Genomic DNA, 26,987 nt, shown 5'->3' on the forward strand with positions numbered 1-26,987 from the left:
GAGAGAAAGTTTAGAATTAAAAAAGGCTCAGGATGACTGAGCCTTACACTTTAATATGAGCGGGAGCAATTAGTTTAACAACGCGTGGACTTTTTGCACTTGTTCACGCAATGATTCATCATCAATAGAAGTCACTTCGCTTGCATTTTTCAGTAAGCTAACATCTTCTTGAACAACTTTACCTGCTTGGTCAACTGTATTGCCATTTACATAAAAGTGATTGTTAACCAAAGAATCACCATTCACAACATCACTGTACTTGCTTGCTACAAAGAAACGGTATGAGCGGTTACCTTCGAAACTACCTTGCTTAACTTGTTCTGTATACGGACTCTTACGGAATAAGAAGTTAAAGCGAGTGTTATCAATAGATGTGTTGTTTTCAAGCACTAATGAACCTGGGTTAAAGTTATCAGTAAAACCATCCATGTTATTTTGGAAGGCTAAGCTATTTTTAACCACGTGAGCGACAGGTAGTCCCTCTCCACCAAGTTTAAATCCGTTACCTCTTGTACCACCTTTTGCATCAACAGTTAGTGTTTGGCCATTTTTGTAAGCAATTGAATCTAAAATGGTCACAACACCATTAGCGCCGTCTTCCACTTTGTTGAAAAGATCCCAACCGTCATCAATGTTGTGGTGGGATACGCAACGGATGAAAGTATTGCCATCTCCAATACGCATTTTAGCTGCAAAGCCGTCAGCGTTAATTTGTGAATCATCCATGTTGTTGTAGCTTTCACTGTCACTAACAATATTATGGCTAGCCCATAAAGCACGACCTAATTTGTCCGGTGAAGTGATTTGGAATCCTGTGTCTTGGGCTCCGTGCGTAACAATATGACTAAAGTTGTTATAGCTGCCCCAAACAATATAACGAGCACCTGCTACTTCTAAGTTAGATACATTCCAGTAACTGGCATTGTGTTGGATATCCCCAATAAAACGCACGTTGTTACCTTTTGCCACCAAGGTTTTTGGTGCTTCAGCTGTTCCGCTAACTGTTACAGGAATGGTAATGCCTTGGTAGTCACCATCTTCTAGGGTAATTATTCCACCAGGAGCAACGAGTTTGATTGCAGTCTCTAAATCCAAATTGCCATTACTGCCATCTGGGTTTACAGAAATATTCATTGGATCTGGAAGAACAACTTTCTCAACCAACTGTTGATACGTTTTGGATGTTAAGTCTGGACCTTCAGAGGGCGTGTAAGTAACTGAAAACTCGTTATTGCCAGCATTTAAAGATGTATCAAATTTGAAAAAATCGCCCGCATTGACACTTTGCTTATCAATCAGTGTATTACCTTCGCGGCTAACAGTGAATGTACCAGCATAGTTTGCACGGGATTGTAGGCTATAGTTGGCGATTGTGCTTCGATCAGGTGATGCTTGCTGTAAGACAACGTCCTGTAATTTTGCTGAATACTTTGGTGCATCAATTGTGCTTGCGTCACTTATTTCAAGTTTCACATCGCTGACTGCAATTTTTGCATTACGTGAGGCAAAGAAACCCACGTATTGATTGTCAGGGTCTTGCATTTCAACAATGTTAGCGTTGGCATTTTTGACTTCGTGTGTATTCACTGTGCTACCGTTGTCATAGCTAACGATATAGCCAGAATTAGTGCGAGTCAGTGACATTTTGAATGGAGTACCGTCAGTAAACGGAATACCTTTAATGAATTCGTTACGGCTCATTCTATTGCCGCCGGTACCCCATGGTTGGTAGATACCATCTCGGAATTGAGCGTCAATATTGACTAAACCGTTATGTTCTTTCTTATTAGCACGTAGAAGATTTATCACCATATTTGAAGCGGCAGGAAACTCTTCTAGTCCCTCTGGTTGAGGGTTTTGGCGAGGTTCACCGATGATATCGCGCACCATAATACCAGCGCCTTCTTGACGGTTCGGCGCAGAGCCAGTTTCAGGCCCCAATTGCTCAAGAACAATCGTAGCTGAAAGAGTGAAATTTTTACTAGTTGGTAGTTTTGTATAGTAAAAAGTACCACCTTCGTGTGAGTTAGCTAACTTGCCGCCGCGACTCTCAATAGTGAATGATTCTGCAACTTTACCTCGTTGAACAGGTTTACCATTTACTAGAACTTCGTTGGTGCCCACTTTTTCTGGCAGTATTGTAGAGCCAAAATTTAAATCTGTTGATTGACCAAAAGTCACAGCCTGCCAAGTCAATTCATCAGGATTATTTGTTGTTGACGAACATGCACCAAGTGCTAGTACGCTGCTAACAGCAAGAGTAATTTTGGAAAATTGCATAAAACACCTAACGTATTGTAAATTTTAAAATTTAATAGAGAAAAAAGGCTAGCTCAAAGGTACGTTGAGCTAGCCTAAAAAAGACAGGACTATGAGTTCAGATTAGAACTTGTATTTGAGACCTACACGGTAGTATGGACGCCAGCTATCCTTAACACTTGTATCTTTTGATGATGGATATAGACCGTATTCTGCATATGGAGATAAGCCGCTATCAAAGCCTGAGTATTCTGCTTTGAAGTTAATTTCGTTGATACCTTTGTTATCTTCATCAACAGTGTTTTTTTCTACGCCATTATCTAAACGAGAACGCTTGATTCGGTAATCAACAGCAGTGCTTAGTGCTAAATCTTCAATACCTTTGTAGCTAGCTGCAACTGAGAACTGGTTGTAGTGTTCACTGTAATTTTTTGCACCTGTATCATTACCCTTTGTATCTTCTTCAGCCCAAGTGTCATAGTTGTAACGGTAACGAACAGACGCACTAAAATCACGGCTAAACTTATAAGCTAGTGTTAAGTTAGCTTGTTGTGACAGTTTATATGTATCGTTGGTTTCAATTTTTAGCTGAGGAGTTAAAGTAAAGTCGTCAGCGAATTTCCATGCATAGCTGATGTTTGCTTGAGTACCTGCTGTTTGAAAATCTTGCAGGAAACTTTGGCCAGTAGGAGAAAGATATTTAGCTTCAACACCGAAACCGATACCGTTACTTAGACGGTTGTTGAAAGCGATACGATATTTATGTTGGTAATCTGGGTTCTTTTCACCGTGACTAGGGTTGTACTCTTCACGAATATCGAAATCAGCAGCGTAAACCACTGTAGAAGATGCAAGAGCCATCAGAATTGCAGAGGTAAGGACTTTTTTCATATTAAAACACCGTTTTTTTATTTATGACTTGATGTTCAATTTAACTGAAAAAAATTTTTTTAAAATGGAACTTTCTAAAATGTGTGATCTTTGAAACAGTGTTTTATATATTAAAGCTGATTCGGTGTGATCAGTGTAACATTTGTATCGGTTTTTAACGCAGTTACCAATTCTATTTTGATGATTTATTAGTTTTGTGAATTGATTTAATCCAAGCTGTAGACTTGATTAGGTAATGGATAGTACGTTTTCAGGTATTAAATAGGGGTTGGATTCATTGACAAGGATATTCAGATACGGAAGAAAATCTCACGTTTATAGCAAGTCACTCATGATGATTATTCAAAAATGTAGTCTGATGCTTATTTGATAGGTAGGTTTTGTCTGATAGGTGAAGTAGCGGCAGTGGGAAGCGGTGTTAGGTTTTTGTTATAATAGTATTTCTGTTAAATCAATTTTTCTTCAAATGTATTTTATTATTCAATATTGATAAAACAATCATTTAATAAACTGCTGATAATTATTTTATAAATGTGATTTGTTTTTTTGTTTAATAAAAACGCTAACCGTGATTAAAATTGATTTATATCAATATTTAGTGTTTGTGCATTTGGCTGCTTCATCAAGGATAGCTATTTATAACTATCAATATAGCTTTAATTTACAATACATTCTGGTCAGACCTGGGATGTTTCCATGGAAATCAAGAAAATTTTAAATTTAGAAACATATAATCGCTAAAATAGGAACTTCGTTTCATTTTTTTATTACTTTAATAAAAAAATAATATCCAAGATCACAAATAATGAGTTTTCGCATGGTAATCGTTATAAATTACGGTTTAATAGATAGCGGAAGCCGATGGGTCTCTGGGAGAACGTATCTAACCCATCGGTCATTTATCTATACGAGGACGAGAAAATGTATGAAAATCGTAAGCTTGGATTAGCGTACTTATCTCCCTATATCATAGGGTTGATAATGTTTACCGCTTTTCCGTTCATTTCATCATTCGTGATGAGCTTTACCGATTATGACATGATGACTTCACCAGAATTCATCGGTATTGAAAACTATCGGTACATGCTCACAGAAGATGATACTTTTTGGAAATCAATGAGCGTTACATTCTTGTACGTTTTCTTGACCATTCCAGTAAAACTAGCATTTGCACTTGGCATCGCGTTTATCCTTAACTTCAAGTTAAGAGGTATTGGCTTCTTCCGTACTGCCTATTATATCCCTTCAATTCTGGGTAGTAGTATTGCAATCGCGGTACTTTGGCGCGCTCTATTTGCTATTGATGGTGTACTAAACGGTGCTTTAGGCTTTATTGGTATCGATCCTATCAACTGGTTAGGTGAACCTGCATTCGCGCTATTCTCTATTACATTATTGCGTGCGTGGCAATTTGGTTCTGCGATGGTTATCTTCCTAGCAGCACTACAAAACGTACCACAATCTCAGTATGAAGCTGCGATGATCGACGGTGCAAGTAAATGGCAAATGTTTATGAAAGTAACTGTGCCACTAATTACACCAGTTATCTTCTTTAACTTCATTATGCAAACAACTCAGGCATTCCAAGAGTTTACAGCTCCTTACGTAATCACTGGTGGCGGCCCAATGAAGTCTACTTACCTGATCTCTCTATATATCTATGAGACGGCGTTTAAGTTCTTTGATATGGGTTACGGCAGCGCATTGGCATGGGCACTATTTATCGTAGTTGCAATCTTTACGTCAATCACATTCCGTTCGTCGAAGTACTGGGTGTTCTACTCAGGTGATAAGGGAGGCAGATCATAATGACAACTGCAATTTCAGAGACTTCTGTTTCTAACGTAGAAAATGAGCGCACGATTCGTCGTGAAAAGATTAACGCAGCAATTCGTTACATCGTATTGATTGCTGTAGGTTTCCTAATGCTTTACCCACTATTGTGGATGTTTACTGCAGCAATGAAACCAAACCATGAAATCTTCTCTTCTATGAGCTTAATTCCAAGTGAGTGGAGTTTAGAAGGTTTCATTAACGGTTGGAAAACCGGTACTGAATTTACGTTTGGTCACTACATTATCAATACATTCTTGTATGTATTACCAAAAGTTATTCTTACTGTAATTTCTTCAACTATTGTTGCATACGCGTTTGCGCGTTTTGAAATTCCGTTTAAGAAGTTCTGGTTTGCTACGCTAATCGCAAGCATCCTGCTTCCACAATCTGTACTACTTATTCCGCAATACATCATGTTCCGCGAAATGGGTTTACTTGATAGTTATCTACCATTGTACTTGCCATTGGCATTTGCAACACAAGGTTTCTTCGTATTCATGTTGGTTCAGTTCCTACGTGGTGTACCAACTGATATGGAAGAAGCTGCAATGATTGATGGTTGTAACTCGTTCCAAGTGCTATGGCACGTAGTGGTTCCTGTTATCCGCCCAGCAATCATCTCTGTTGCACTGTTCCAGTTCATGTGGTCAGTAAACGATTTCTTAGGTCCACTTATCTACGTATCAAGTGTAGAGAAGTACCCAATCGCACTTGCTTTGAAAATGTCAATCGACGTTACAGAAGGCGCGAAGTGGAATGAAATCCTAGCAATGGCATCTATCGCTATCATCCCGTCAATCGTCGTGTTCTTCATGTCTCAGAAGTACTTTATCGAAGGCGCAGCTAGCAGCGGTATTAAAGGTTAATTTTTTGGAGTAAGTAAAATGGCAGAAGTTAAATTTAATAAACTAGAGAAAGTTTATTCAAACGGTTTTAAAGCAGTACACGGTATCGATCTAACAATCAAAGATGGTGAGTTCCTAGTAATCGTAGGCCCATCAGGTTGTGCAAAATCCACTACGCTACGTATGTTAGCGGGTCTAGAAACAATCAGCGGTGGTGAAATCACTATCGGTGGTACAGTAGTGAATAACTTGGCACCAAAAGATCGCGGCATCGCGATGGTATTCCAGAACTACGCGCTATACCCACACATGACAGTAGAAGAGAACCTAGGTTTTGGTTTGAAACTGCAAAAGCTTCCAAAAGAAGAAATTGAAGCACGCGTTAAAGAAGCTGCTGAAATTCTTGAAATTGAAGAGCTACTGGATCGTCTACCACGTCAGCTTTCTGGTGGTCAGGCTCAGCGTGTAGCGGTAGGTCGTGCAATCGTTAAGAAACCAGAAGTGTTCCTATTCGATGAACCTCTATCAAACTTGGATGCAAAATTACGTGCATCGATGCGTGTTCGTATTTCTGATCTACACCGTCACCTTAAGCAGTCTGGTAACCCAGCAACGGCTGTTTACGTAACGCACGACCAAACAGAAGCGATGACAATGGGCGACCGTATCTGTGTAATGAAACTTGGCGAAATCATGCAAGTTGATACACCTACTGAGCTATACAACAGCCCAGTGAATATGTTCGTAGCTGGCTTCATCGGCGCGCCAGAAATGAACCTACTTGACGTAGAGCTAACAGATGAAAATGGCCAGATGTTTGTTTCTCTAGGTGGCCAACGTCTAGTTCTTCCTGAAGCGAAAACGCAAGCAGTACGTGGCAACGGTTACGACAAGACTGTGTTCGGTATTCGTCCAGACAATATTACTCTTTCTCTCGCTGATGATGAAAATGTTCAAACTATCGTTGGTGATGTTGTTCGTATGGAGAACATGGGTCATGAAGTATTTGTTTACTTCCGTGTTGGTGATAAAGAGCTAACTGCACGTGTACCTGTTGACGATGTTCGCACTAAGTTAGACATGAAACTACAGAAAGATGTGAAGTTTGCTGTTGAAATGAGCAAAGTGCATATTTTCGATAAGAAAACAGAGAAAAATATTTCTCTACTAAAATAAAACTGGAGACATTTCCATGAATCAAAAGGTATTGACTACACTTATCGCTGCTGCAATTGGTGCTACGTCTGCTTCAGCATTTGCTGATGTAGAACTACGTATGTCTTGGTGGGGTGGTAATGACCGTCACCAATCTACACTGCAAGCATTGAAAAAGTTTGAAGAGAAGTACCCTGGTATTAAAGTTAAAGCTGAATACACGGGTTGGGATGGTCACACTTCACGTATGACTACTCAGGTAGCAGGTAACACTGAACCAGATGTAATGCAAACTAACTACAACTGGCTACCTCTATTCTCTAAGAATGGTGACGGCTTTTACGATATGAACCAGCAGAAAGATGCTCTTCATATGGCTGCGTTCCCTAAATCTGCACTAGATATGACTACTATCGGCGGAAAAGTGAATGGTCTTCCAGTAAGTATGACTTCTCGCGTGTTCTACTTTAACAAGACAATGTTCGAAAAAGCAGGAGTTGAATACCCAGAAAACTGGGATCAGCTAATGGCTGCTGGTAAAGCATTCGAGAAGAATCTTGGTGCTGATTACTACCCGCTAGTTATCGAATCTCGTGACGTGTTCGCTATGAACCGTTCACTCATGATTCAAACTATGGGCAAAGACATTATCGACGCTGAGAAAGTTGTTCTAAACTACGATCAAAAAGAGATGGAAAAATTCTTCCAACTTTACGTAGATCAAGTTAAGAGCCACGTATTCCCATCAACGAAAGAGTTCGCGTCATACGGTAAAGGTAACCTTTACGAAATGCGTCCTTGGATTGATGGTCGCTTCGGTGGTCTATACATGTGGGATACAGCCGTTGGTAAATACGCCGCTAACCTAGATCCTTCAATGACTCTAGAACTAGCTCCATACCCAATGGCACCAGGCGCAACTGACTCTGGTCTACTTGCTCGTCCATCAATGATGTTCTCTATGGGGCGTAATACTAAGCACCCTGAAGAAGCTGCGAAGCTGATCAACTTCCTGATGAACGATCCTGATGGTGTTAAGATCCTAGGCTTATCTCGTGGTATTCCTCTAAGCTCAGAAGGTCTGCAAGCTCTACATGATGCTAACGCAATTGACCAAAACGGCTTGGGTTACCTAGGTTACCTACAAGGTCAATCACTACCTAAAGTAATTCTTCCAACAACTTACACTGATAACGCTCAGCTAATGGAGCTATATGGTGAAGTCATGGAAAAACTAGATTACGGTCAAACAGATGTTAAATCTGCAGCGTCTGACTTTATCCGTCGCGGTAACCGTATCCTTAAACGTATTAACTAATAATGCGTGAGTTTAGTCTCCTTTCGGGGAGACTAAATACCCAAGTGACGTCACGTCACTTGGGTATGCTTGTTTATAGCAAACGAAAAAGTATACGAGTTATATTTTCTCGCTTGTTATCAACACCTTCCTGCTTTTGGAGAGAGTATTATGTCTGAGTCTCGAGTTTCTCTACTTCCCATCATCAACCGTTTCTATCAACAGTCTTTAGAGCTTGGAAAATCCTCTCATAGCCCTTTAATTGCCGATGGTATTAATATTAAAACGCTAAAGCCAGTTGAATGGATTTACCCAGATGGACACCATGTCCCGATGAGTAATTTCGCCAGTCAGCAGAACTTAATGCGTGGTTTTCTTGCACTGAGTATGTTAACCGGTAATAACTTGTATTTGCATGAAGCGCAGAATATTACGGAATACTTTTTAGATAACTATGCTGACAAAGCAAGTGGGTTACTTCAGTGGGGCGGACATCGTTTTGTCAATTTGGAAAATGGTGATATTGAAGGGCCTGCAAGTAAAGAGTGTGTGCACGAGCTTAAGCATCACTTCCCGTTTTATGATTTGCTATTCCAAATGCAGCCAGAAGCAACAGAAAACTTTTTAAAAGGTTTTTGGGCTGCGCACGTAACGGATTGGGAAAAGTTAGACTTAACTCGCCATGGTGAATACGGTAAAGAGTGTCCTGATGACCTATTTAAATTGCATCAGCCAAAAGAAGTGGTTGATCCTAAAAAATGGCCAGAGTTACCAGAAACTGTTGGCCTAACTTTTGTTAATGCTTCCACGGACTTAATTTATGCAGCTTGTCATTACTACCGTTACACAGGTGATGAAGACGCTCTAAAGTGGGCGAAACACCTTTATCGTCAGTTTGTTGCTGCTCGCCATCCAGAAACTCATATGCCAGTGTATCAGTTCTCTTCACCGAAACAGCGTGAGCCAATTCCGGAAGATGACCGAATTACTTATTCTTGGTTTGGTGATCGCGCTAGACGCCAATTTGGCCCTGAGTTTGGAAAGATCGCATTAGAGGCTAATGTTCTGTTCCGTGACTGCTGGGCTGTTGTCGTAGATAACCCACTAGCAATGCTTTCTTGTGTACAAAACTTGAATGACGAAGAATGGCTTAACTGGGTTATTGAAGGTATCGTTGGCTATTTTTCTCACGCATGGGATACAGAAACTAACGAAGTACTTCCAATGTGGACTGATGGTACAGATTTAACGGGTTTCTCATTCAAACGTCATGGTTATTATGGTGACATGGGTACAACGTTAGCTCGTCGTCCGGCGGATCCAGCATACCTTTTAACACTGATTCGAGCTTCACGAGCAAGTTCTGATTCCCAAGTGAAAGAATTAGCGGCGAAGATGTTTGAACGTTTTGGGCTTGGCTCACTAGATGCAGAAACACTGGTACCTTCATCTGTGGCTAAAGACACATCTATTGCGTCTACCTATCTGTTATTTGCTCTACTGGAACTATTCCAACATAGTGACGATAAACGTCTTCTTACTTTGGCTGATTGTGTAGCTCAGAACTTAATTCATCAGCACTACCACAAAGAGAGCGGACTGTTTGTTGAAGATCTTTCTCAAGAGCACGCACGTTTAGATGATCCAATTGCATATGCTTTGTTGGCATTAGAAGCCGCGTATGCAGGTGTATATGATGATATTCCTCAGATGATTTCAACTGGTGGTTATTTACATGGTGATCGCAACATTAACGGTGAAATAAAAGTGGTATATGACCGAGATGTGATATATGGTCAGCCACACAATGAAATGGCTATGGTTGCGCGTTAAGTAGGAGTCGCCATGTCAAACTCTTCTTCGGAGCCTGGACCCACAGAGAAAATGACTCGTGGGCCTTTGTTTCCAAAGTTATCTTTAAAAGTTCGTTATCGTCATAAAGTTTTATTAAAACGTAATGTTTGGCCATTTACTTGGCCAATTATATTGGAACTCTCCTGCGTGGTACTGATGGGAATCATCAGTACTGTACTTGTTGCACGTCTTGGTGCGGATAAAACCGCCGCTGTTGGTTTAACTGATGGTATTACGTGGATCATCATATCCGTGATGACTGCCGTTGCACTTGGTGGATCAGTTGTTGTTGCTCAATCATTTGGACGAGGTGATAGGGCATCTGCATTGTCCGCTGCCGGGCAGGTGATGGTGCTAGGGTTGCTTGTAGCCCTTGTATCTATGTTCTCTATTTTCCTTTTCTCTGACTCAATGCTCTATATCGTTGCTTATGGTGCGGAAGAAGAGGTAATTGCCTTGAGTGACAAATATTTAAATCTTGTCGCGTTAAGCTATCCTGCCTTGGCGATAACTCTGGTAGGGAGTGGCATTCTTCGCGCTGTTGGTAACTCTCGATTGCCAGCTATGTCTAACATCGTTATGAACCTGCTAAACATCCTGTTCAGTTATCCACTGATTTATGGCATGCATGGATTTATGGGTATTGAATGGCAAGGCTTTGGGATGGTTGGTGCTGGGCTAGGAATAACATTAGCTCGCTGGGCAGGTGCCGCGATTATCTTGCTTTGTCTAACTCGAAACAGTACTTTTATTGTTAGCTTCCGTCAGTACTTCTCTGGTTTCGAAAAGAAAATACTGTTTGATATTTTAGGTGTCGGTGTGCCGGCGAGTGTTGAGTCTTTAATGTTCAACTTGGGTAAACTTATCACCCAAATTATGGTCGCAGGTTTAGGAACAGTAGCAATGGCAGGCAACGTCATTACGTTTTCTTTGTTATTACTACTTAATATTCCCGGTAACGCACTGGCGATGACTTCGACAGTATTGGTGGGGAAAAGGTTAGGGCAAAATAGGCCTAAAGCTGCTTTTCAGGAAATGCAGCTTATATTTTGGACTGCTACCATCGTTTTGTGCTTGTTTTCCGCCGTATTTGTACCTCTGTCACCTTATATGGCTGCTTGGTACACAGATGAAGCGGATGTTGTTGAAGTAATACTCAATCTGGTATTTATCAACGCGATAATGATGCCTGCTTGGGCAGCCTCATGGGTATTACCCGCTGCGTTTAAAGGTGCCAAAGACGCCAAGTTTGCCATGTACATTTCGATTGCTAGCATGTGGGGTGGGCGTATTGTCCTTGGCTACATATTGGGGATTTATTTTGAATTTGGTATTTATGGTATCTGGTCGGGTATGTTTGCCGACTGGTGGATACGTGGATCTATCTTCTATTTTAGGATGATGAGACTTGGATGGCTGAAAAGCTATCTAAAAGTAAAAGTCGCTTCAGCATCAATCAAGTAAATGAAAATGGCCCCTGCAATGTTGCGACATCAGGGGCCATGTTGTTGTTAGCTAGGTTAAGATAGAAAAGTTATACCATTCTGGAAAATGTCCTGATCAGTGAATGGGCGTCGATAAGCAAACCCTCCGAGCCATGGATGGCTCAGCGGAGCTTCAGGGACGAATGAATGCGCGTTTGCGTTTGACGCCTATTCGCTGTTCTGCCGATGCTCAGTCTGAGCATATTTTTATCTAGGATGGTATTAGCAGTATTACTAGATCTTTAAAATATAGCTGACCCATTTATGGAATAGAGTAGGCCATTGATGTGCAGGCTTATCTTTCACTTTTGTAATGCCAAATCCGTGTCCACCTTCGTTGAACAAGTGCATTTCTACGGGAACTTGTTGCGAACGTAATGCTTGCCAGAGCACTATGCTGTTTTCTACTGGTACTGAGTCGTCATCGCTGGAATGTACTAGAAAACATGGTGCCATTTTTGCGTGTACACATTTCTCAATCGAGTAACGTTGTAATGTTTCTTCAGTGATATCTGAACCTAGTAACTCAATCGCAGAACCTTTATGGCCGAACTCAGTATCCATAGTGACCACCGGATATATTAGACCGCAAAAGTCTGGTTTAGCAGAAAGTGTGTCGGTATTATCCAAAGCGTCATAGACAGTGGTATTAAAACGCGTAGCCAATTGACCTGCGAGGTGTCCACCGGCTGAAAAGCCTAATATTCCTACCTGTTCGATGTTCCATTTCTCGCGATTTACTCGAACCCAACGTACAGCACGTTGAGCATCGGCTAATGATGTTTCTGAGCCGTAGCTATGACCTTCTCCAGGCATACGGTAAGTTGCGACAAAAACGGTATAGCCAAACTTTGTGAAGGTGTTGCCTATATCACGCCCTTCATTATCAATCGATAATCTTTGGTAACTACCACCGGGAAAGACAACGATACCAATACCGTTAGACTCTTCGGGTGTAAACACCATGAGTTCTGGCGAAGATACGCCAGCAATAAGTCTGTTTGAAGAGAGATCTAGAGGATCTCGATGCCAAACCGATGCAGTTGTATTTTCTTCACAAACCGCAGAGGGCCAATATTGGTAAATATTGTTGGTTAGATCCAGCTGTGCTAGTGAATCAAATTTTTGACTAGACTCCATCTTCCCCTCTCATAAATATGAACTTGCTCAGCGTCTTACTATAGCAGTAACGCCCTTCATGAAAATGTATGGCGTGCCGTTTTAGACAGATAAAAAAAAGCCAGTCTAAAAGACTGGCAAGGAGATCCATTAGTCCCTATGCGTCGGGATTAGGAATATAGTTGTTATAAGAAATTATTTATTAAGCGACGAAGTCTTTACGCATTGGCGTGAAGTTATCTAGAAGAACGCCTTTTTCTAAACATACACAGCCGTGCATTACGTTTGGCTCTTTGTATAGTGCATCACCCGCTTTTACGATTTTCTTTTCGTCACCGATAGTGAACTCAAATTCGCCAGAAAGAACGTAAGTTAGCTGCTCATGTGGGTGGTTGTGTAGAGTACCAACAGCACCTTTTTCGAAGTAAACTTCTACGCTCATAATGTTTTCGCTGTATGCAAGGATTTTGCGAGAAATACCATTGCCTAGATCTTCTAATTTCACGTCTTTGTTGTATACGAACATAGCTTGCCCTTACTTATATTGCTTCTGATGGAATTGCAGTTTTCTTTTTATCGCTGACTAAGCGATAAATGGTAAGCAAGTTAACACAAATTAACGTTGCTTCCAGCATTGTCCCGCCAATCGATCCGACGATTATGTTGTTAATCAACCAACAAATGCCTCCAGTTAAGAAGGCGATACGCATGATTATACCTTTAAGCATAAATACAGCGTATGTACCGATAACTGTCCCAAGGATAGGCCACATGTCCCACCAATGGTCAGTAATACTCAAGCCTAAACCAAGGCCTAAGACTACAAATATAGCAGCGACATATTTTGAAGACGTATAAATGGATGTCCCCGTTCTAGCCGCTGATAACGCCGCACTTAATGTCGACGTCATGGAACCGAGTAAAAAGAAATGAATCAAATGATTGATGTTAAAAATCAACATGATTATTTTCAATTTACGATCATCTTTCTGATAAAAAGCAGAAATACCTAAAGCAAAACTGACAAAACCTAAAGCCTGAGCAAACGAAAATTCCATCCAACTCTCACACCCAAAAGGTTACAAACAACTGAGCATAACCACGAAAGCTACTCAGAACCGTTTTTGACTGTACATCGCCGAAAATCTGCGAGTCATTAAGGTCATATTACTTTTGCCACTAATGCTTAGCTAGCGATTAACACTAAACTTAATGAATTCGGCACTAGTATCAGAGTGTTCTATGTATCGTACAGTACATAAAAATTTTATTTTATGCAATTATTTTTAAAACTGCTTTTCATTTTAGTGAGTTGTAACACTTTTCTTGTATAAACATACAAAGACAAAATAGAGTGGATAGCAACGTTTATTATTAATAAATCATGTGTTAAAACAAATAATTAAATAATGTTTTTAAATTTCGTGAAGAAGGCCTATACCGTTGTTTATCTATGAGATTTTGCTGATTTTTTGCATAGCAAAGCAGCAATTAGTTACTATACAATGGTACTATTAAAACAGCGTTTCAGTATTGTAAAGGTTAATGATGTTAACTGAAATACATCTGTGGAAAGAATTACTCCGCTTGAGTAGAAAACTGGTTCAATTCATTGTTAATAAGAAGATAGGTAAATATGAGTACTTCAATTACTCCTAACATTCACAGCTTTTTGGTCAAAATCGACCCATTTGATCGGCTACCATCCTCTGTTGTGACTACTATCGCCAATTCAGTAAAAATCAAATATTTGGTTGAAGGAGAAGTGATTGGTTTCAGTGCGTTGTGTGAAAAGCGTTACCTATACATTATTAGAACAGGCGCAATTGAGCAAAGAACACCTTTAGGGGAACTGCGCGCTCGCTTAGGTGAGGATGACCAATTTGGTTTTACATTCCTTCAACCGTTGGCGCATTCTGAAGATGGTTATCAAGCAGAAGCGATTGAAGATTCGTTACTCTATCTTATTCCACATCAAGTGTTAAAAGATGTATGTGAAAGCCATCCTGAGTTTGAAGATTACTTTGCGGCTAAGGCGAATATACGTTTGAGCTCAGCTGTTAAGCAGGTCTTCCGTAAAGAAGACAAAGGATTGTTCTTCCGAACTGTTGGAGAAATAGCCAGTGAAAATATTGCGATTGTTGATGTAAATAATTCTATTAAAGACGTTGCTCGTGAAATGTGTGGCAGACAGCGCAGTTCGTGTGCCGTTGTTATGAAGAACAGTGAGATTGTCGGTTTAGTTACGGACCGTGATATGACGCGTTCTGTAGTTGCAACCAGTATCGATACTAGTATGCCAATCTCTATGGTGATGACACCGAATCCTGTTTTGGTAGAAAGTAGCTCTAAAGTGATTGAAGCCATTTCACTGATGCTGCAATACAATATACGTTGCTTGCCAGTGGTTAATGATCGTAAAGTTGTGGGTCTATTAACAACGTCACACCTTGTACATAATCACAGAACGCAATCACTGTTCTTAATTCAGAAAATCAAATATACCAGTTCAATCAGTGCATTGGCCACATTGAAAGAAGAGCGTGAAACTATTTTTCAAGCGTTAGTTGAGAGCGGTGTAAGCGCAGAAATTCAAGGTCGAGTTATGTCGACCATAATGGATGCGTTCACTCGACGCATTATTCAGTTAAGCGAAGACCTTCTTGGACCCGCACCATGCGATTATGCATGGATTGTCGCAGGTTCACATGCGCGAAATGAAGTACATATGCTTTCAGACCAAGATAGCGCTTTGGTTCTATCAGATGATGTAACTGATGACCAAAAAGCATATTTTACTCATTTAGCAATGAAAGTATGTAATGGTCTGGCTGCGTGTGGCTATCCTCTTTGCGATGGCAAATACATGGCTGCAACACCTAAGTGGTGTCAACCAATTTCAGTATGGAAAGACTACTACAGTAAGTGGGTTTCGAGCCCTGAATATAACAAGCTGCTTAGTATCAGTGTGTTCCTCGAAGTACGTTCTATCTATGGTAACCGCGATTATGCAGAACAAATTCAGCAGCATCTGCATGACTGTATTCAAAAGAGCGGTAAGTTCATTCCAGCTCTGGTGCGTGATGCTATAGATACTCAGCCGCCACTAAGCATTTTCAATAGCTTAGTTTTGGAGAAAGGGGGCGAAAATAGCAACACGCTGAATATCAAAAAGTACGCGTTAAATCTTATCATCGACTTAGCTCGCATATTTAGCTTGGCTGCCGGAGGTTCTTTAACGGGGACAGAGGAGCGTTTTCGTTATGCTGCTGAACATGGCACTTTATCTGAAGACAGTTGCCAAAACATTATTGGTGCATATCGCTTCCTTACACAGGTACGTTTCCGCCATCAACTTAATGCTATTTTGTCTGGCCGAGAGCCTAACAATCATATCTCACCAGCTGAGTTCAGTAGTTTTGAAAGAAAGCACTTGAAGGATGCATTCAAAATTATCAGTGAGCTACAAGATGTGGCAAAACTGAAGTTCCTTGTGGGGTAACAATATGATTCGTCGTATGTTTAAAGGGACGGAGTCTCATTCGGCGTCTGAAGAGCTGAGAAGGTCAGTAGAGTTCAATGAAAACTGGCCTGACGCTTTTAAAGAATATATGTCACAGCCTTTGGCCGATTTAGATACACCGCTCAATCAGCTTGAGTATTTGGCTATCGATTTCGAAACATCGGGGTTAAATGTCCAAAAGGACAAGATTCTATCGATAGGTATGGTTGAATTCACTTTAGATCAGATTGAACTCTCCAATTCTGAAGAGGTGCTAATTGATAACGGTGAATACATCAAAGCGGAATCTGCGAAAATTAATGGCTTAACACCACAAGCTTTAGCTAATGGCGTTCCTTTAGAGCAGGGTATGGAGCGTTTGCTTGAAAGGGCAAAAGGAAGAGTGATTCTTGCGCATAGCTGTAATATCGAAAAAAGCTTTATTGAAGCATTTTTAGAACAATACTATCAGCTTGATGTGTTTCCAGCGTATTTCATTGATACGATACATATTGAAAAACGTTTTAGCTATGCGGGTAAAACAGGTACACATAAAAGCTATCAGCTTAATGACATGCGTCGTCACTACAAACTGCCGAATTATCTTGAGCATTCAGCCGGGAGTGATGCACTTTCTTGTGCTGAGCTGTTTTTAGTACAGTACAAAAAGCTTAAGTTAGGACACATTAAGGGAATGACCCTTAAGAAAATCCAGTCTTAGCAAAAGAGATCGCAGAGTTTCATGTAGAGTATTCAGATATACATAACCGCCTAAGTGGCGGTTATTTTTTTAATTCATGACCTTCTCGGGTAGCTGACAATATTCTGAAAAACAGTCTTCTCGGCAACTGCTTGGTAGCCATGTGGCTGGTCTGCCATAAAGCGGATATTTTGTCCTTGAAGTAAACGATGCCACTGCCCCTCGAAGTAGAGATTAAGGTCACCATTAAGAACGTGAACATGTTCTATTACGCCCACATCGTGCGCTTCTGACATCTGTTTATGTTGATCAGTCAGGGTAATTTCAAACATTTCGAACCCTGCGTCTTCTCGATATGGGAAAAGTGTATTTACCTTCATCTTGTGATCATCAGGGAAAGTGAGTTCACTGCTGCGAAGTTGCGGTTCATCAGCAAAAAAGGCTGAAAATGAGGTTTCCAACCCGCTGGCTATTTTCCATAAGGTTGAGATAGTCGGGCTTGATTCACCTCTTTCTATCTGACCAAGCATTGCTTTGGATACTCCAGTCAGTTTGGAAGCTGCATCGAGACTCAAGCCTTTGTCTGTTCGAAGTGAGCGTAAATAACTGGCTATCTGAGTTTTGAAAATAGTGTCGTCCACAATTTGATTTCCTTGTTGTGCGTTATAGCGCACGGTGATATTATCAACCACGTACGTTATAACGCACAATAGGTAGAATTTCTAGGAATAGGGAATCAAATGCAAAAGGGATTGTTCAATTTAGGTCATATTTCTGCTGGATTTACAGCGGTTTTAGTAGGCTATACCAGCTCTGTTGTTATCATCATACAAGCTGCAACGGCTGCTGGCGCAACATCTTCGCAAATTGAGAGCTGGTTAATGGCGCTCGGTGTGGCAATGGGTGTCACTTCTATTTTGTTTTCTTGGTATTTTAAGAAGCCTGTATTGACAGCATGGTCAACTCCTGGGGCTGCTATGCTTGTTGCTGCTGTTGGGCAGTACGAGATGCCTGTAGTGATAGGGGCGTTTGTTATTTCAGGATTATTGATTGTATTAACAGGTTTGATCTCTCCATTAAGTAAAGCTCTTGCACATATCCCAGCGCAATTAGCGACAGCGATGTTGGGTGCGATATTGCTTTCATTTTGTGTAAAAACGTTTAGTCCAGTCATGACTAACCCAGCTATTTTCTTTTCTATGTTTGCGGCATTTTTAATCGGCAAACGGTTTTTACCTCAATACACCATGGCAATCTTACTGGCTGTTGGGATTGTTTGTTCAATTACTGGGGACGCATTCGACAATCAACACATCTCTTTAACTTTTGCCAAACCTGAGTGGATCACACCGGATATCGACATATCTGCCATGATTAACTTAAGCCTTCCGCTTTATATCATCACTATGCTGTCACAGAACTTGCCGGGTATTGCCATGATGAGATCGCATGCTTATGAAGTGCCTGTTAAACCTCTGCTTTTGGGTACAGGCATTGTGAATATTCTATTTGCGCCTTTTGGCGGCTTTAGCGTGAACTTAGCGGCTATCTCTGCAGCAATTTGTATGAACAAGGATGTTGATGAAGATCCTTCACAAAGATACCGAGCGGTAATCTGGGCTGGAGTGTTTTATCTGATAGCCGGCATTTGGGCAACAACGGTCGTCGCAATTTTCCTTGCTCTACCTAAAGAAGTAACGCAAATTCTGGCGGGATTAGCTCTGTTAGGGACTTTACTCATGTGTTTTCAGACAGCCTTTAAAGATGAAAGCTTACGTGAATCGGCGTTGTATACGTTTTTGATTACGCTATCAGGAGTAACATTTCTTGGTGTTAGTTCTGTTGTGTGGGGATTGGCTGCAGGATTGCTACATATTCGGTTTCTTACGAAAAGACCACAATAGACGGTTTAATCAGTCTTATTTCGGTGTAGATATTGGTATATGAAACGGGTATCTACGCCTCTGATTTTCATGCGTAATTCAATCTCGCGTAGCTTTTTAATTGTTTCAACCTCGGCATAGGAACTTTTTCGGCACTGGTCTAACAAATCGCACATTTTAAGGGCGCTATTTCGGTCTTCAAGTTCTGGTGGTATGTAGCCTGCGTTTTTGAGAATACGATAACCAACACGAAGGTGTTCAGGCACCATTCTGTCATCCTCAAGTTCAAGAGGTTTTCCATGACCAGCAAGATATTTTAACTGACCTTCTTCGATGGCTTTCATAATTCTTTGCTCGGCGATTTGATCAATCAATGAACTCATATTTTTCCCTACATATAATTAAAGTCTAACTATTTGATATAAAACTGGAAAATGCATTACTGCACCGATGCTTAATCTGATCATGTTTTAACCCAGTATGGTATGAAAGGTAGAATCAAGACGAGCTGCGATGTATATGCAGCTCGATAAAATTAAGCCATGAATTGACCACCATTGATGTTGATAATCTCACCCGTGATATATCCAGACATAGCATGAGATGCAAGATACCCAAAAGTAGGTGCCATCTCATCTGCTGTGCCTAAGCGTCCCATTGGGATGCCTTGGCTGATAGCAGCCTTTGCTGCTTCATCTTTATCTGCGTGGAAAGCTGTATCAACTGTCCCTGGAGCTATAACATTGAAACGAATATTATCTTTGGCATAAGCTTTTGCCCAAGAGCGGTTGATCGTATGTAACCAAGCTTTAGATGCAGCATACAGTGAAGCTCCGGGGCCACCGCCATTATAAGCTGCAATAGAGCCTACATTAATAACCGACGCAGACCAGTTTTCTTGGGTTGCAGATTGTTTGAGATAAGGCAGGCATAAACGGACCATAGTTTGAGCGGAACGCATGTTCAAGTAAGCCACTTCATCAAAAAATTCTTCGTCAATGTCCTCTGTACTTTTCCTGCTAACCAGACCGCCAACGTTATTAATCAACACGTCAATGCCACCATTCTCTGCTACAAATTGGTGAACAAAGTCTTGGCATTCTGCTTCATCAGCAAAATTCACTTTATAGAAACTTGCTGTTCCTCCGAATGATTCAATTTTGCTAATAATATCTTCAATATCCACATGGTTTCGATAGGAGGTAAGAGTAACATGAGCACCAGTTTTAGCGAGAAACATAGCGGTAGCTAAGCCGATACCACCTGTCGAACCAGTGATGATGACTTTCTTATTCTGTAGGTCGTTTATCATGGTAAACCTTTATGGGCTATTAGAAATAGGTGTTGCTATAGTCTCATTTTTGAAAAGTGGTTTCAATTTATCCAGCTACTAGAAGCGCATTTCACATAGAAGGGTGATAATCCTGTTTACGACGACGTTATAAATTCAATTAATGCGAGAAAGATCTAGACGTTATATCGGTCTGGTAGCTAGGATTATTAAATTATTTGAATGTGCGTTTTATTACATACTCTATATGTCTGTTACAGTTTAGTGAGCACCCAAATCTTGGAGAGCTAAAGTGAATATAAAGTTAAATCCCCAATCGATTTTGACGACGTTTTTGTTCGTTATCGGGTTACTTGTCATTGCTAATCTATTTGGTATTTATGCAAGGTTTAATCTAGATTTTCCACATATTCAGAGCGTCATTCGATTAGTTGATGTCGATACTGAAATGAATGTACCAACGTTGTATTCCTCCTTTGCTATGTTCGTTGCCAGTGCTTTACTCGCGCTTGTTGGATATATGCATCGATTGAGAAAAGAATCTAGTTTCCCTTGGTTTGGTTTGGCATTCATTTTTACATTCTTATCAATTGATGAATCGTCAGAATTTCATGAAATGCTGGTTGGCCCTGTAAGGGACACATTACATACGTCAGGCGTTTTCTATTTTGCATGGGTGATTCCTTACGGTCTTCTAGCTATCGTATTAGGTATTGCCTATTTCCGATTTTTGCTTAATCTCCCGAGAAACATTTTAGGTTTGTACGTGCTTTCAGGTTGTGTCTTCCTAGCTGGTGCATTAGGTCTAGAGTTGATTGGTGGTGTTATTGCCCAGCAATCAGGCACGGATTCTTTTATTTACGCTATGAGTTATACCTGTGAAGAGACACTTGAAATGGTAGGGATCGCACTACTTATTTATACTACTGCTCGTTATATCGTTCAGGTGTTCCCTGGTACTCAGATTGAATTTGTAAAGTCTAAATAAATATATCCTTCTTCTTTATGAGGCTCTCGTTACAAACGAAACGAGAGTTTTTTTGTACTCTCATTCCATTATTTTTTATGACTATGATTTAATCAGGTTATACCACTACAGTTGCTGTTAACTGCTCTATGATTAAAGTGTCGTTAGTCACGAGTAGGACATAACTATGAACAAACTAAGTGTAGGAATACTAATAGGTGCGAGCATAGTCTCTTTCAGTAGTACTGGAAGTGTGGAAACGGACACTAGGCCAGTAAGAACTATGCCGTCATTCGAAAGTGTTGATACAGATGGAGATGGAGTGATCAGTGTTTCTGAGTTGGATGCATATCGTTCGTCTATGCCGATGAAACAAGCAAAAGGTTCAGCATCTTCAGCTAAACAAATGAACAGAAAGGATTCAGTAAGTGCTTTCGCTTCCTATGACAAAAACAAAGACGGGGTGATTACTCAAGAAGAGTTTGCGGCTCATAATCGTTACTTAAATCCGGATAACGGAATGAGTAATATGAAAATGTATAAAGAAGAAAACACCAATCGTAACAAATCAAAGAATCAAAGTGACGGCAACAAAAGTAATTAAATAGGTGTGTCTGCCGCCCTGAAAAGGCTAATATGGGGCGGCAGATAGTACGAAATTAAGCTAGCGCTTTTTCAATCGCTTTAGATAGAATTTCGTGATTTGGTGCCATATCAGGTGCGAAATGACCAATCACTTCACCATCTTTACTTACGAGGAACTTTTCAAAGTTCCACAAGATATCACCTTCTTTTGCTTCGATACCATAACCTTTAAGTTTTGCAACAAAGCCGCTGTCAGGTGCAGTAGTGCGCTCTGGTTGAGCTGAGAACAGTTGTTGATAAAGTGGATGACGACCTTCACCATTAACTTCGATTTTGCTAAACAGCGGGAACGTCACACCAAAGCGCGTAGAGCAGAAAGACTGGATATCTGCTTCTTGACCTGGTTCTTGCGCGCCAAATTGGTTACATGGGAATCCCAAAATTTCCAAGCCACTGTCTTTCTTAGCTTGGTAAAGGTTCTCTAAACCTTCGTATTGTGGCGTTAAACCACATTCAGATGCAGTGTTAACGATAAGCAATGCTTTGCCTTTAAAATCAGCCAATTTTTGTTGTTTGCCTTCAATTGTCACTAATTCAATATCGTAAATTGAGCTCATTATTCTGTCCTTGTATTCCAGTTGAAGTATTTTTTCTAGATTTCTATAAGAAGTTGTAGCGGCAACAGCCAAAACTTCAAGTTTAGTTAAGTTTTACTGCATTAAGATATCGCACAATTATATTGTGTGCAATTGTAATGTTGGCATGGTTATAGCCCTAGGTATAATATTGGTCACCATTTTCAACCAATGATCGTGGTAGCATCAAAGGTTATTACACTGTGGAATACCAATATGTCATCAGACTATTACGGAACGAGTGCTAGTTATGCACGCAAGGAAGCCGATTATAGAGAGAAAGCACTTAAACTTTATCCTTGGGTATGCGGGAGGTGCGCACGAGAGTTTGTATATTCAAATCTACGTGAATTAACAGTTCATCACAAAGATCATGACCACACTAATAATCCAGAAGATGGAAGTAACTGGGAGTTATTGTGTCTCTATTGTCACGATCATGAACATAGTAAGTACCTAGAACATGAACGTTACGGCAGCGAAATCAAGCCCGGTGAAGATGAACATCGAGGAGCTACATATAATCCGTTTGCTGACTTAGCGAAGATGATGAAGAAATAATTCAGGTTTTGCGGTGTTCAATAGCATATGCACTGCCTCAACACCCCAAAGTTTCATTAAGATATATATTGCCCTTAAAGGTTACTCAAGTCAGAAGACATAGCTTTGAAAGTAATGCTGCTAGTTTAGGGGAGGTTTACATTGTGATGTGGACTATGAGCAAAATCATGCAGTTAACAAAGGGCAATATAGTCCATCTAATAAATAACCTTCGATAGATTGTTTATAAGTATTTGTTGTTATATGCAGCTTTTATTTTGGAGGACTGTCAGTAACTCATCTAATGGAAGAGAACGATAGAAATACCAGCCTTGTACGTAGCCAGTGAAACAGTGCTCTTTGATCATGTTATATTCGCGCTCAGTCTCTACTCCTTCAAATACCACGTCTTTACCTAAACTAGCGACTAAGTCCATAATCGCACTAGCCATCCCTTTCTTAATGTCAAAATTTAACGCATTTACGAATACGCGATCGATTTTTATATAATCAAAGTTGACTTCCGTTAGCCAAACTAAGTTGGACACGCCAGTACCAAAATCATCGAGTACTACCATAAAGCCTAACGAGCGAGCTCGGTCTGAAAAATCAGCCAAAGAACAAAGGTCGACGTTAATTCTCTCTGTTATTTCTATTTTAATCTGGTTAGGATTAACGGCCGTCTTGGTCACTACGTGATCAAGAAAAGACAAGAATTCATCATCTAATATTTCGTAGCTGCCAATGTTAATACACAATGCGAATGTTGGATCCTTACGCAGTATTGGTGCGATCTCGTTTATTGAACGCTTAGCAGTGAAATGAGCCAAATCAGGATACAAAGACAATTTTTCTGCAATATTGATGAACAGATCCGGTGAAACGCGTCCGTATACTTCATCTGTCCATCTTACTAAACTTTCTACAGCTTCAATTTTTCCATTCTGTATGTTCACTATTGGCTGGTATTCCATAAAAAGAGAACCATCTACAAGCGCTTTTCTAAAGCGAGCTTCAATGGTTTGTCTGTTTGCCAGCACTAACTTAGCTAGATGGGTAATTAAGTAACAGAATGTGAGTACAATTAGAAATACGATGAGTTTGGTGCGGAGGCTGTAAAAGGTCAGTCCTGCATTTGAGTTTACTGTTTTTACGCAATACCCGTAATGGTCACTACAGATATTGGTTTCAAGAACTAAAGAAAGGAAACTACTTGAACTCACTTTGGGTGAGTAAGTATCAAACACAAAGTCTGAAACGCTGGAGTATATCTTAAAATGATACACAGGGAGTTTTTTTAACTGGAATGAGTAGGGGGTCGTAATGTTTACGGCAAAAAAATTGCCTTTTACTGTAATATTGTAGCGCTGGGTTATGTGGTACAAATTTGTTTCATCTGAGTAAAACTGATAACCATTCTGTTCACCTAAGCGTTGTGCTTGGATCTCCGTTGGTTCGATCGCTCCCCAGTTAGCGGTGCAATACACAGTATTATCGATAATGTATCCTGCATCGAAAATTTCAGTATTCTGTTGAACAAGTTCTCTCAATTTGTTGATGTTACTTTTTGTACATTGGAAATTTGGCAATTTATTGGAAGTAGAGAGTACGGTTACCAACTGAGAAGTAACAGTTTCAGCGCTTTCTAAGACCTCTGTGGCGAAATCTTCTTGTTCTAACTTTTGTAATTCGTAGGAAAACAGCGTTGCTATCAAAAGCGACACTATGAAAGACAATGTGAAAATACAGCACAGCACCAATCTCGTTTTCAATATGCTCACAAATCAATCTTCCTTGGAATAAATACTCGAATTCTTAACAGTAAATGTTTGAAGAACACTGTATGACATTAGCGCGAAGATATTCACTTAGTCTATGATTGGATGAAGTATTTCCGTGATGCTATTCAAATTAGAGCTTTTTAGTCTGAAAGTTCAGTGATAAGCAGGATCTTTATGACGTCGAATATGACAGGGTGGATAATATTTGAACATCAAGAGGTTTCGATTTGGCCTTAGCGTGAACTTATAATATTGAAATATTGGCTGGGAATGGCGGGTGACTCCTATTATGACAATCTTACTGTCAGTCAGTACTACTGTTGAATCATTCTCCCGCTAATTTCATCATTGAGCTAAGTTTGTTGCCTACATCCTCACCGTTTTTATTTCAGTCTGAAATCAAATCAAAACAAAATAAACGCGCATAAAATTGAGATAAATTTATGCGCGATTTAGAACGATAGCTTCTATCAGATTTTAAAGCGTCCGATTTGCGTTTCTAGCTGAACAACTAAGTCTCTTAAAGCGTGTGCTTCATTTTCGCCAGCTATTGCATCTTGGGCGAGGCCGTTGCTCAGCTCACGTACGGATTCCGTATTGGTATTAATTTCTGAGGTGACTAAAGACTGTTCCTCCGCAGCAGACGCAATTTGAGTCGCCATGTCACTAATCATGCTTATTGCTTTACTAATTTCCTGCAATTGATCTCCCATGTGTTGAACATCATTAACGCTGGTAGTGACTAATGAATGGCTGTGAGTCATGGCTGAAACTGCATCCCCCGTCACTCTCTGTAATCCTTCGATTTTTGATTGTATCTCTTCAGTAGATTGATGTGTTCTTTGCGACAGTACTCTTACTTCGTCTGCAACAACAGCAAAACCACGGCCATGCTCTCCGGCACGGGCGGCTTCTATGGCTGCGTTGAGGGCTAGTAAGTTTGTTTGTTCAGCAATCGAACGAATGGTAGAGAGGATAGTTGATATTTCATGGGTATGGTTTTCAAGGTCGCCGATAATTTTGGCAGAACTATTAAGTTCCGATGCCAACTGATTGATTGAACGAATGCTTTTTTGCATTTGTTCATAACCATGCTGACCAAGTGTAACGGATTGATTGGCACTTATGGCGGTATTCTCGGCGTTGTTTGCTATCTCGGCTGTTGCCGCTGCCATTTCGGTTACCGCGGTTGCGACCATTGTAATTTCGTCTTGTTGCATTCCCACTCGTGAGCTGCGTGTTGACGCAGATTTTGCTGAATGATCTGCATTTTTGTTGATGGATAACGTGATATCACGAACGTTCAACATAATGGTATGTAAACTGTCCACAAACTTATTGAATTTTTCCGCTAAAATACCCACTTCGTCTTTGCTGTTGACATCGAGTCGTTGAGTAAGGTCGCCATTCCCTTCTGCTATATCGGTCAAGGCAAGGGTAATTTGGGACAGCCCCTTGAGCTGCCTTGCAACAACCGTAGAGGCAATAAGTCCAAGTACGATTAAAATTCCTGCTGCTATTAACAACTGATGTAATAAGGTGGCTTGGATCGGTTCTTCTAAGGTTTTCTTATCCAGAACCATGACTAACACCCAGTTCGTATGAGCGATTGGTTCACTAACAAGGATCTTTGTTCGACCTTCTAGCTGAATTTCAAACTGTGAGCGGTTATCAATCGACTTTTTAAGTTCATCCCAAGTGAGATTCGGGTGGATATCCGTAATGGGTTTTAGAACCAATTTTGAATCATTGTGGGCAATAATATTACCTTTGGCATTGACTAAAAAAGCATAGCCATTACCCGGAACGGCAATTGATAGTATATCTGACGCCAGCTTATTTAGTGCCAAATTTGAGCCGACAACTCCTATGATTTTGCCATTAACTATGACTGGAGAAGCCAGAGTTACTACCAGTGACTTCATTGTAACGCTAACGTACGGTTCAGTAGTGACAGCTTGCTTTTCTTGCATTGCAAGTTTATACCAATCTCTAACTCGAGGATCATAACCAGCGGTGTTGAGTGAAGGATCTTGCCTAAACATTTCACCTTGTTCATTACCATAGTAGCTGAGACCAAATCCACCTGAAGTCATGAGTTGACGAAGATGAGGAACTAGCTCTATATCGGGGTTAGCGGTAATCTCATTTTTCATGCCTTCAACGGCCTGTTGTTTATCATTAAACCAATCACTGATTCCACCGCTATATGCCTTTAGTGTGTTGTGGCTTTCACTATAGATGCTTTTCCAACTCTCTTCTTTACTGGACTGAAAACTCACGATAACCAATGCTATTGCGGTAATGGCGATAGCAATGAGTGTAGATAATAAGACCTTTGTTTTAAGCGTCAGACTCATAGG

23 protein-coding genes are annotated in these 26,987 nt (G+C 40.4%); 12 read left to right on the plus strand and 11 right to left on the minus strand.

Annotated features, from left to right (window positions below):
* Positions 1–69: 69 nt before the first annotated feature.
* Both G5S32_RS19215 and G5S32_RS19220 read right to left on the minus strand, forming a co-directional pair.
* The gene (locus G5S32_RS19215; protein WP_165313761.1) at positions 70–2,280 is read right to left on the minus strand and encodes a right-handed parallel beta-helix repeat-containing protein; all 2,211 of its coding nucleotides are present in this window, start codon (positions 2,278–2,280) and stop codon (positions 70–72) included.
* A 102-nt stretch (positions 2,281–2,382) separates the two neighbouring features.
* Positions 2,383–3,150, minus strand: a complete 768-nt coding sequence (locus G5S32_RS19220; protein ID WP_165313762.1) for an oligogalacturonate-specific porin KdgM family protein — start codon at positions 3,148–3,150, stop codon at positions 2,383–2,385.
* Between the two features lie 921 nt (positions 3,151–4,071).
* Here G5S32_RS19220 and G5S32_RS19225 point away from each other — a divergent pair.
* The 6 genes from G5S32_RS19225 to G5S32_RS19250 all read left to right on the plus strand — a co-directional run bounded on the left by G5S32_RS19225 (position 4,072) and on the right by G5S32_RS19250 (position 11,601).
* Positions 4,072–4,959, plus strand: coding sequence for a carbohydrate ABC transporter permease (locus G5S32_RS19225; RefSeq protein ID WP_165313763.1), 888 nt, complete (start codon positions 4,072–4,074; stop codon positions 4,957–4,959).
* On the plus strand, positions 4,959–5,852 hold the full coding sequence (locus G5S32_RS19230) for a carbohydrate ABC transporter permease (RefSeq protein WP_165313764.1): 894 nt from the start codon (positions 4,959–4,961) through the stop codon (positions 5,850–5,852). The genes G5S32_RS19225 and G5S32_RS19230 overlap by 1 nt, the downstream gene beginning before the upstream one ends.
* Positions 5,853–5,870: 18 nt before the next feature.
* Positions 5,871–7,007: an ABC transporter ATP-binding protein gene (locus G5S32_RS19235; RefSeq protein WP_165313765.1), complete on the plus strand. Its 1,137-nt coding sequence runs from the start codon at positions 5,871–5,873 to the stop codon at positions 7,005–7,007.
* 16 nt (positions 7,008–7,023) lie between these two features.
* Positions 7,024–8,304: an ABC transporter substrate-binding protein gene (locus G5S32_RS19240; RefSeq protein WP_165313766.1), complete on the plus strand. Its 1,281-nt coding sequence runs from the start codon at positions 7,024–7,026 to the stop codon at positions 8,302–8,304.
* Between the two features lie 150 nt (positions 8,305–8,454).
* Positions 8,455–10,116: a pectate lyase gene (locus G5S32_RS19245; protein ID WP_165313767.1), complete on the plus strand. Its 1,662-nt coding sequence runs from the start codon at positions 8,455–8,457 to the stop codon at positions 10,114–10,116.
* Positions 10,117–10,128: 12 nt separating this feature from the next.
* A complete protein-coding gene (locus G5S32_RS19250) occupies positions 10,129–11,601 on the plus strand; it encodes an EmmdR/YeeO family multidrug/toxin efflux MATE transporter (RefSeq protein ID WP_246201128.1) in 1,473 nt (490 codons plus the stop codon).
* 254 nt (positions 11,602–11,855) lie between these two features.
* Here the strand turns inward: G5S32_RS19250 and G5S32_RS19255 are convergent, their stop codons facing one another.
* The 3 genes from G5S32_RS19255 to G5S32_RS19265 all read right to left on the minus strand — a co-directional run bounded on the left by G5S32_RS19255 (position 11,856) and on the right by G5S32_RS19265 (position 13,798).
* Positions 11,856–12,761 (minus strand): alpha/beta hydrolase, encoded by a 906-nt coding sequence (locus G5S32_RS19255; RefSeq protein WP_165313768.1) that lies wholly within the window; start codon positions 12,759–12,761, stop codon positions 11,856–11,858.
* Positions 12,762–12,942: 181 nt separating this feature from the next.
* A complete protein-coding gene (locus G5S32_RS19260) occupies positions 12,943–13,266 on the minus strand; it encodes a cupin domain-containing protein (protein WP_165313769.1) in 324 nt (107 codons plus the stop codon).
* A 13-nt stretch (positions 13,267–13,279) separates the two neighbouring features.
* Positions 13,280–13,798: a YgjV family protein gene (locus G5S32_RS19265; protein WP_165313770.1), complete on the minus strand. Its 519-nt coding sequence runs from the start codon at positions 13,796–13,798 to the stop codon at positions 13,280–13,282.
* Positions 13,799–14,376: 578 nt separating this feature from the next.
* Here G5S32_RS19265 and G5S32_RS19270 point away from each other — a divergent pair.
* Together G5S32_RS19270 and G5S32_RS19275 are read left to right on the plus strand one after the other, a co-directional pair.
* Positions 14,377–16,242 carry a DUF294 nucleotidyltransferase-like domain-containing protein gene (locus G5S32_RS19270; protein ID WP_165313771.1) on the plus strand — a complete coding sequence of 622 codons (1,866 nt, stop codon included), beginning with the start codon at positions 14,377–14,379 and terminating at the stop codon, positions 16,240–16,242.
* Between the two features lie 4 nt (positions 16,243–16,246).
* Positions 16,247–16,963, plus strand: coding sequence for an exonuclease domain-containing protein (locus G5S32_RS19275; RefSeq protein ID WP_165313772.1), 717 nt, complete (start codon positions 16,247–16,249; stop codon positions 16,961–16,963).
* Positions 16,964–17,037: 74 nt separating this feature from the next.
* Here the strand turns inward: G5S32_RS19275 and G5S32_RS19280 are convergent, their stop codons facing one another.
* Positions 17,038–17,583 carry a helix-turn-helix domain-containing protein gene (locus tag G5S32_RS19280; RefSeq protein WP_165313773.1) on the minus strand — a complete coding sequence of 182 codons (546 nt, stop codon included), beginning with the start codon at positions 17,581–17,583 and terminating at the stop codon, positions 17,038–17,040.
* Between the two features lie 99 nt (positions 17,584–17,682).
* Between G5S32_RS19280 and G5S32_RS19285 the strand changes: the two genes are divergently transcribed.
* Positions 17,683–18,846, plus strand: coding sequence for a benzoate/H(+) symporter BenE family transporter (locus G5S32_RS19285; protein WP_165313774.1), 1,164 nt, complete (start codon positions 17,683–17,685; stop codon positions 18,844–18,846).
* A gap of 5 nt (positions 18,847–18,851) precedes the next feature.
* Here the strand turns inward: G5S32_RS19285 and G5S32_RS19290 are convergent, their stop codons facing one another.
* Both G5S32_RS19290 and G5S32_RS19295 read right to left on the minus strand, forming a co-directional pair.
* Complete coding sequence (locus tag G5S32_RS19290) at positions 18,852–19,208, minus strand: DnaJ family domain-containing protein (protein ID WP_165313775.1); 357 nt, start codon at positions 19,206–19,208, stop codon at positions 18,852–18,854.
* 152 nt (positions 19,209–19,360) lie between these two features.
* Positions 19,361–20,137 (minus strand): SDR family NAD(P)-dependent oxidoreductase, encoded by a 777-nt coding sequence (locus G5S32_RS19295; RefSeq protein WP_165313776.1) that lies wholly within the window; start codon positions 20,135–20,137, stop codon positions 19,361–19,363.
* Positions 20,138–20,408: 271 nt separating this feature from the next.
* Between G5S32_RS19295 and G5S32_RS19300 the strand changes: the two genes are divergently transcribed.
* Positions 20,409–21,104, plus strand: a complete 696-nt coding sequence (locus G5S32_RS19300; RefSeq protein WP_165313777.1) for a hypothetical protein — start codon at positions 20,409–20,411, stop codon at positions 21,102–21,104.
* 166 nt (positions 21,105–21,270) lie between these two features.
* A complete protein-coding gene (locus tag G5S32_RS19305) occupies positions 21,271–21,687 on the plus strand; it encodes an EF-hand domain-containing protein (protein WP_165313778.1) in 417 nt (138 codons plus the stop codon).
* A 55-nt stretch (positions 21,688–21,742) separates the two neighbouring features.
* Here the strand turns inward: G5S32_RS19305 and G5S32_RS19310 are convergent, their stop codons facing one another.
* The gene (locus G5S32_RS19310; protein ID WP_165313779.1) at positions 21,743–22,285 is read right to left on the minus strand and encodes a glutathione peroxidase; all 543 of its coding nucleotides are present in this window, start codon (positions 22,283–22,285) and stop codon (positions 21,743–21,745) included.
* Positions 22,286–22,519: 234 nt separating this feature from the next.
* Between G5S32_RS19310 and G5S32_RS19315 the strand changes: the two genes are divergently transcribed.
* Positions 22,520–22,864 (plus strand): YajD family HNH nuclease, encoded by a 345-nt coding sequence (locus tag G5S32_RS19315; RefSeq protein ID WP_165313780.1) that lies wholly within the window; start codon positions 22,520–22,522, stop codon positions 22,862–22,864.
* Between the two features lie 239 nt (positions 22,865–23,103).
* Here G5S32_RS19315 and G5S32_RS19320 read toward each other — a convergent pair whose 3' ends face one another.
* Both G5S32_RS19320 and G5S32_RS19325 read right to left on the minus strand, forming a co-directional pair.
* A complete protein-coding gene (locus G5S32_RS19320; RefSeq protein ID WP_165313781.1) occupies positions 23,104–24,624 on the minus strand; it encodes an EAL domain-containing protein in 1,521 nt (506 codons plus the stop codon).
* Positions 24,625–25,094: 470 nt separating this feature from the next.
* Positions 25,095–26,984, minus strand: a complete 1,890-nt coding sequence (locus G5S32_RS19325) for a methyl-accepting chemotaxis protein (RefSeq protein ID WP_165313782.1) — start codon at positions 26,982–26,984, stop codon at positions 25,095–25,097.
* Between the last annotated feature and the right edge of the window lie 3 nt (positions 26,985–26,987).

The sequence above is a fragment of the Vibrio ziniensis genome (genome assembly GCF_011064285.1).
Taxonomy (GTDB): domain Bacteria; phylum Pseudomonadota; class Gammaproteobacteria; order Enterobacterales; family Vibrionaceae; genus Vibrio; species Vibrio ziniensis.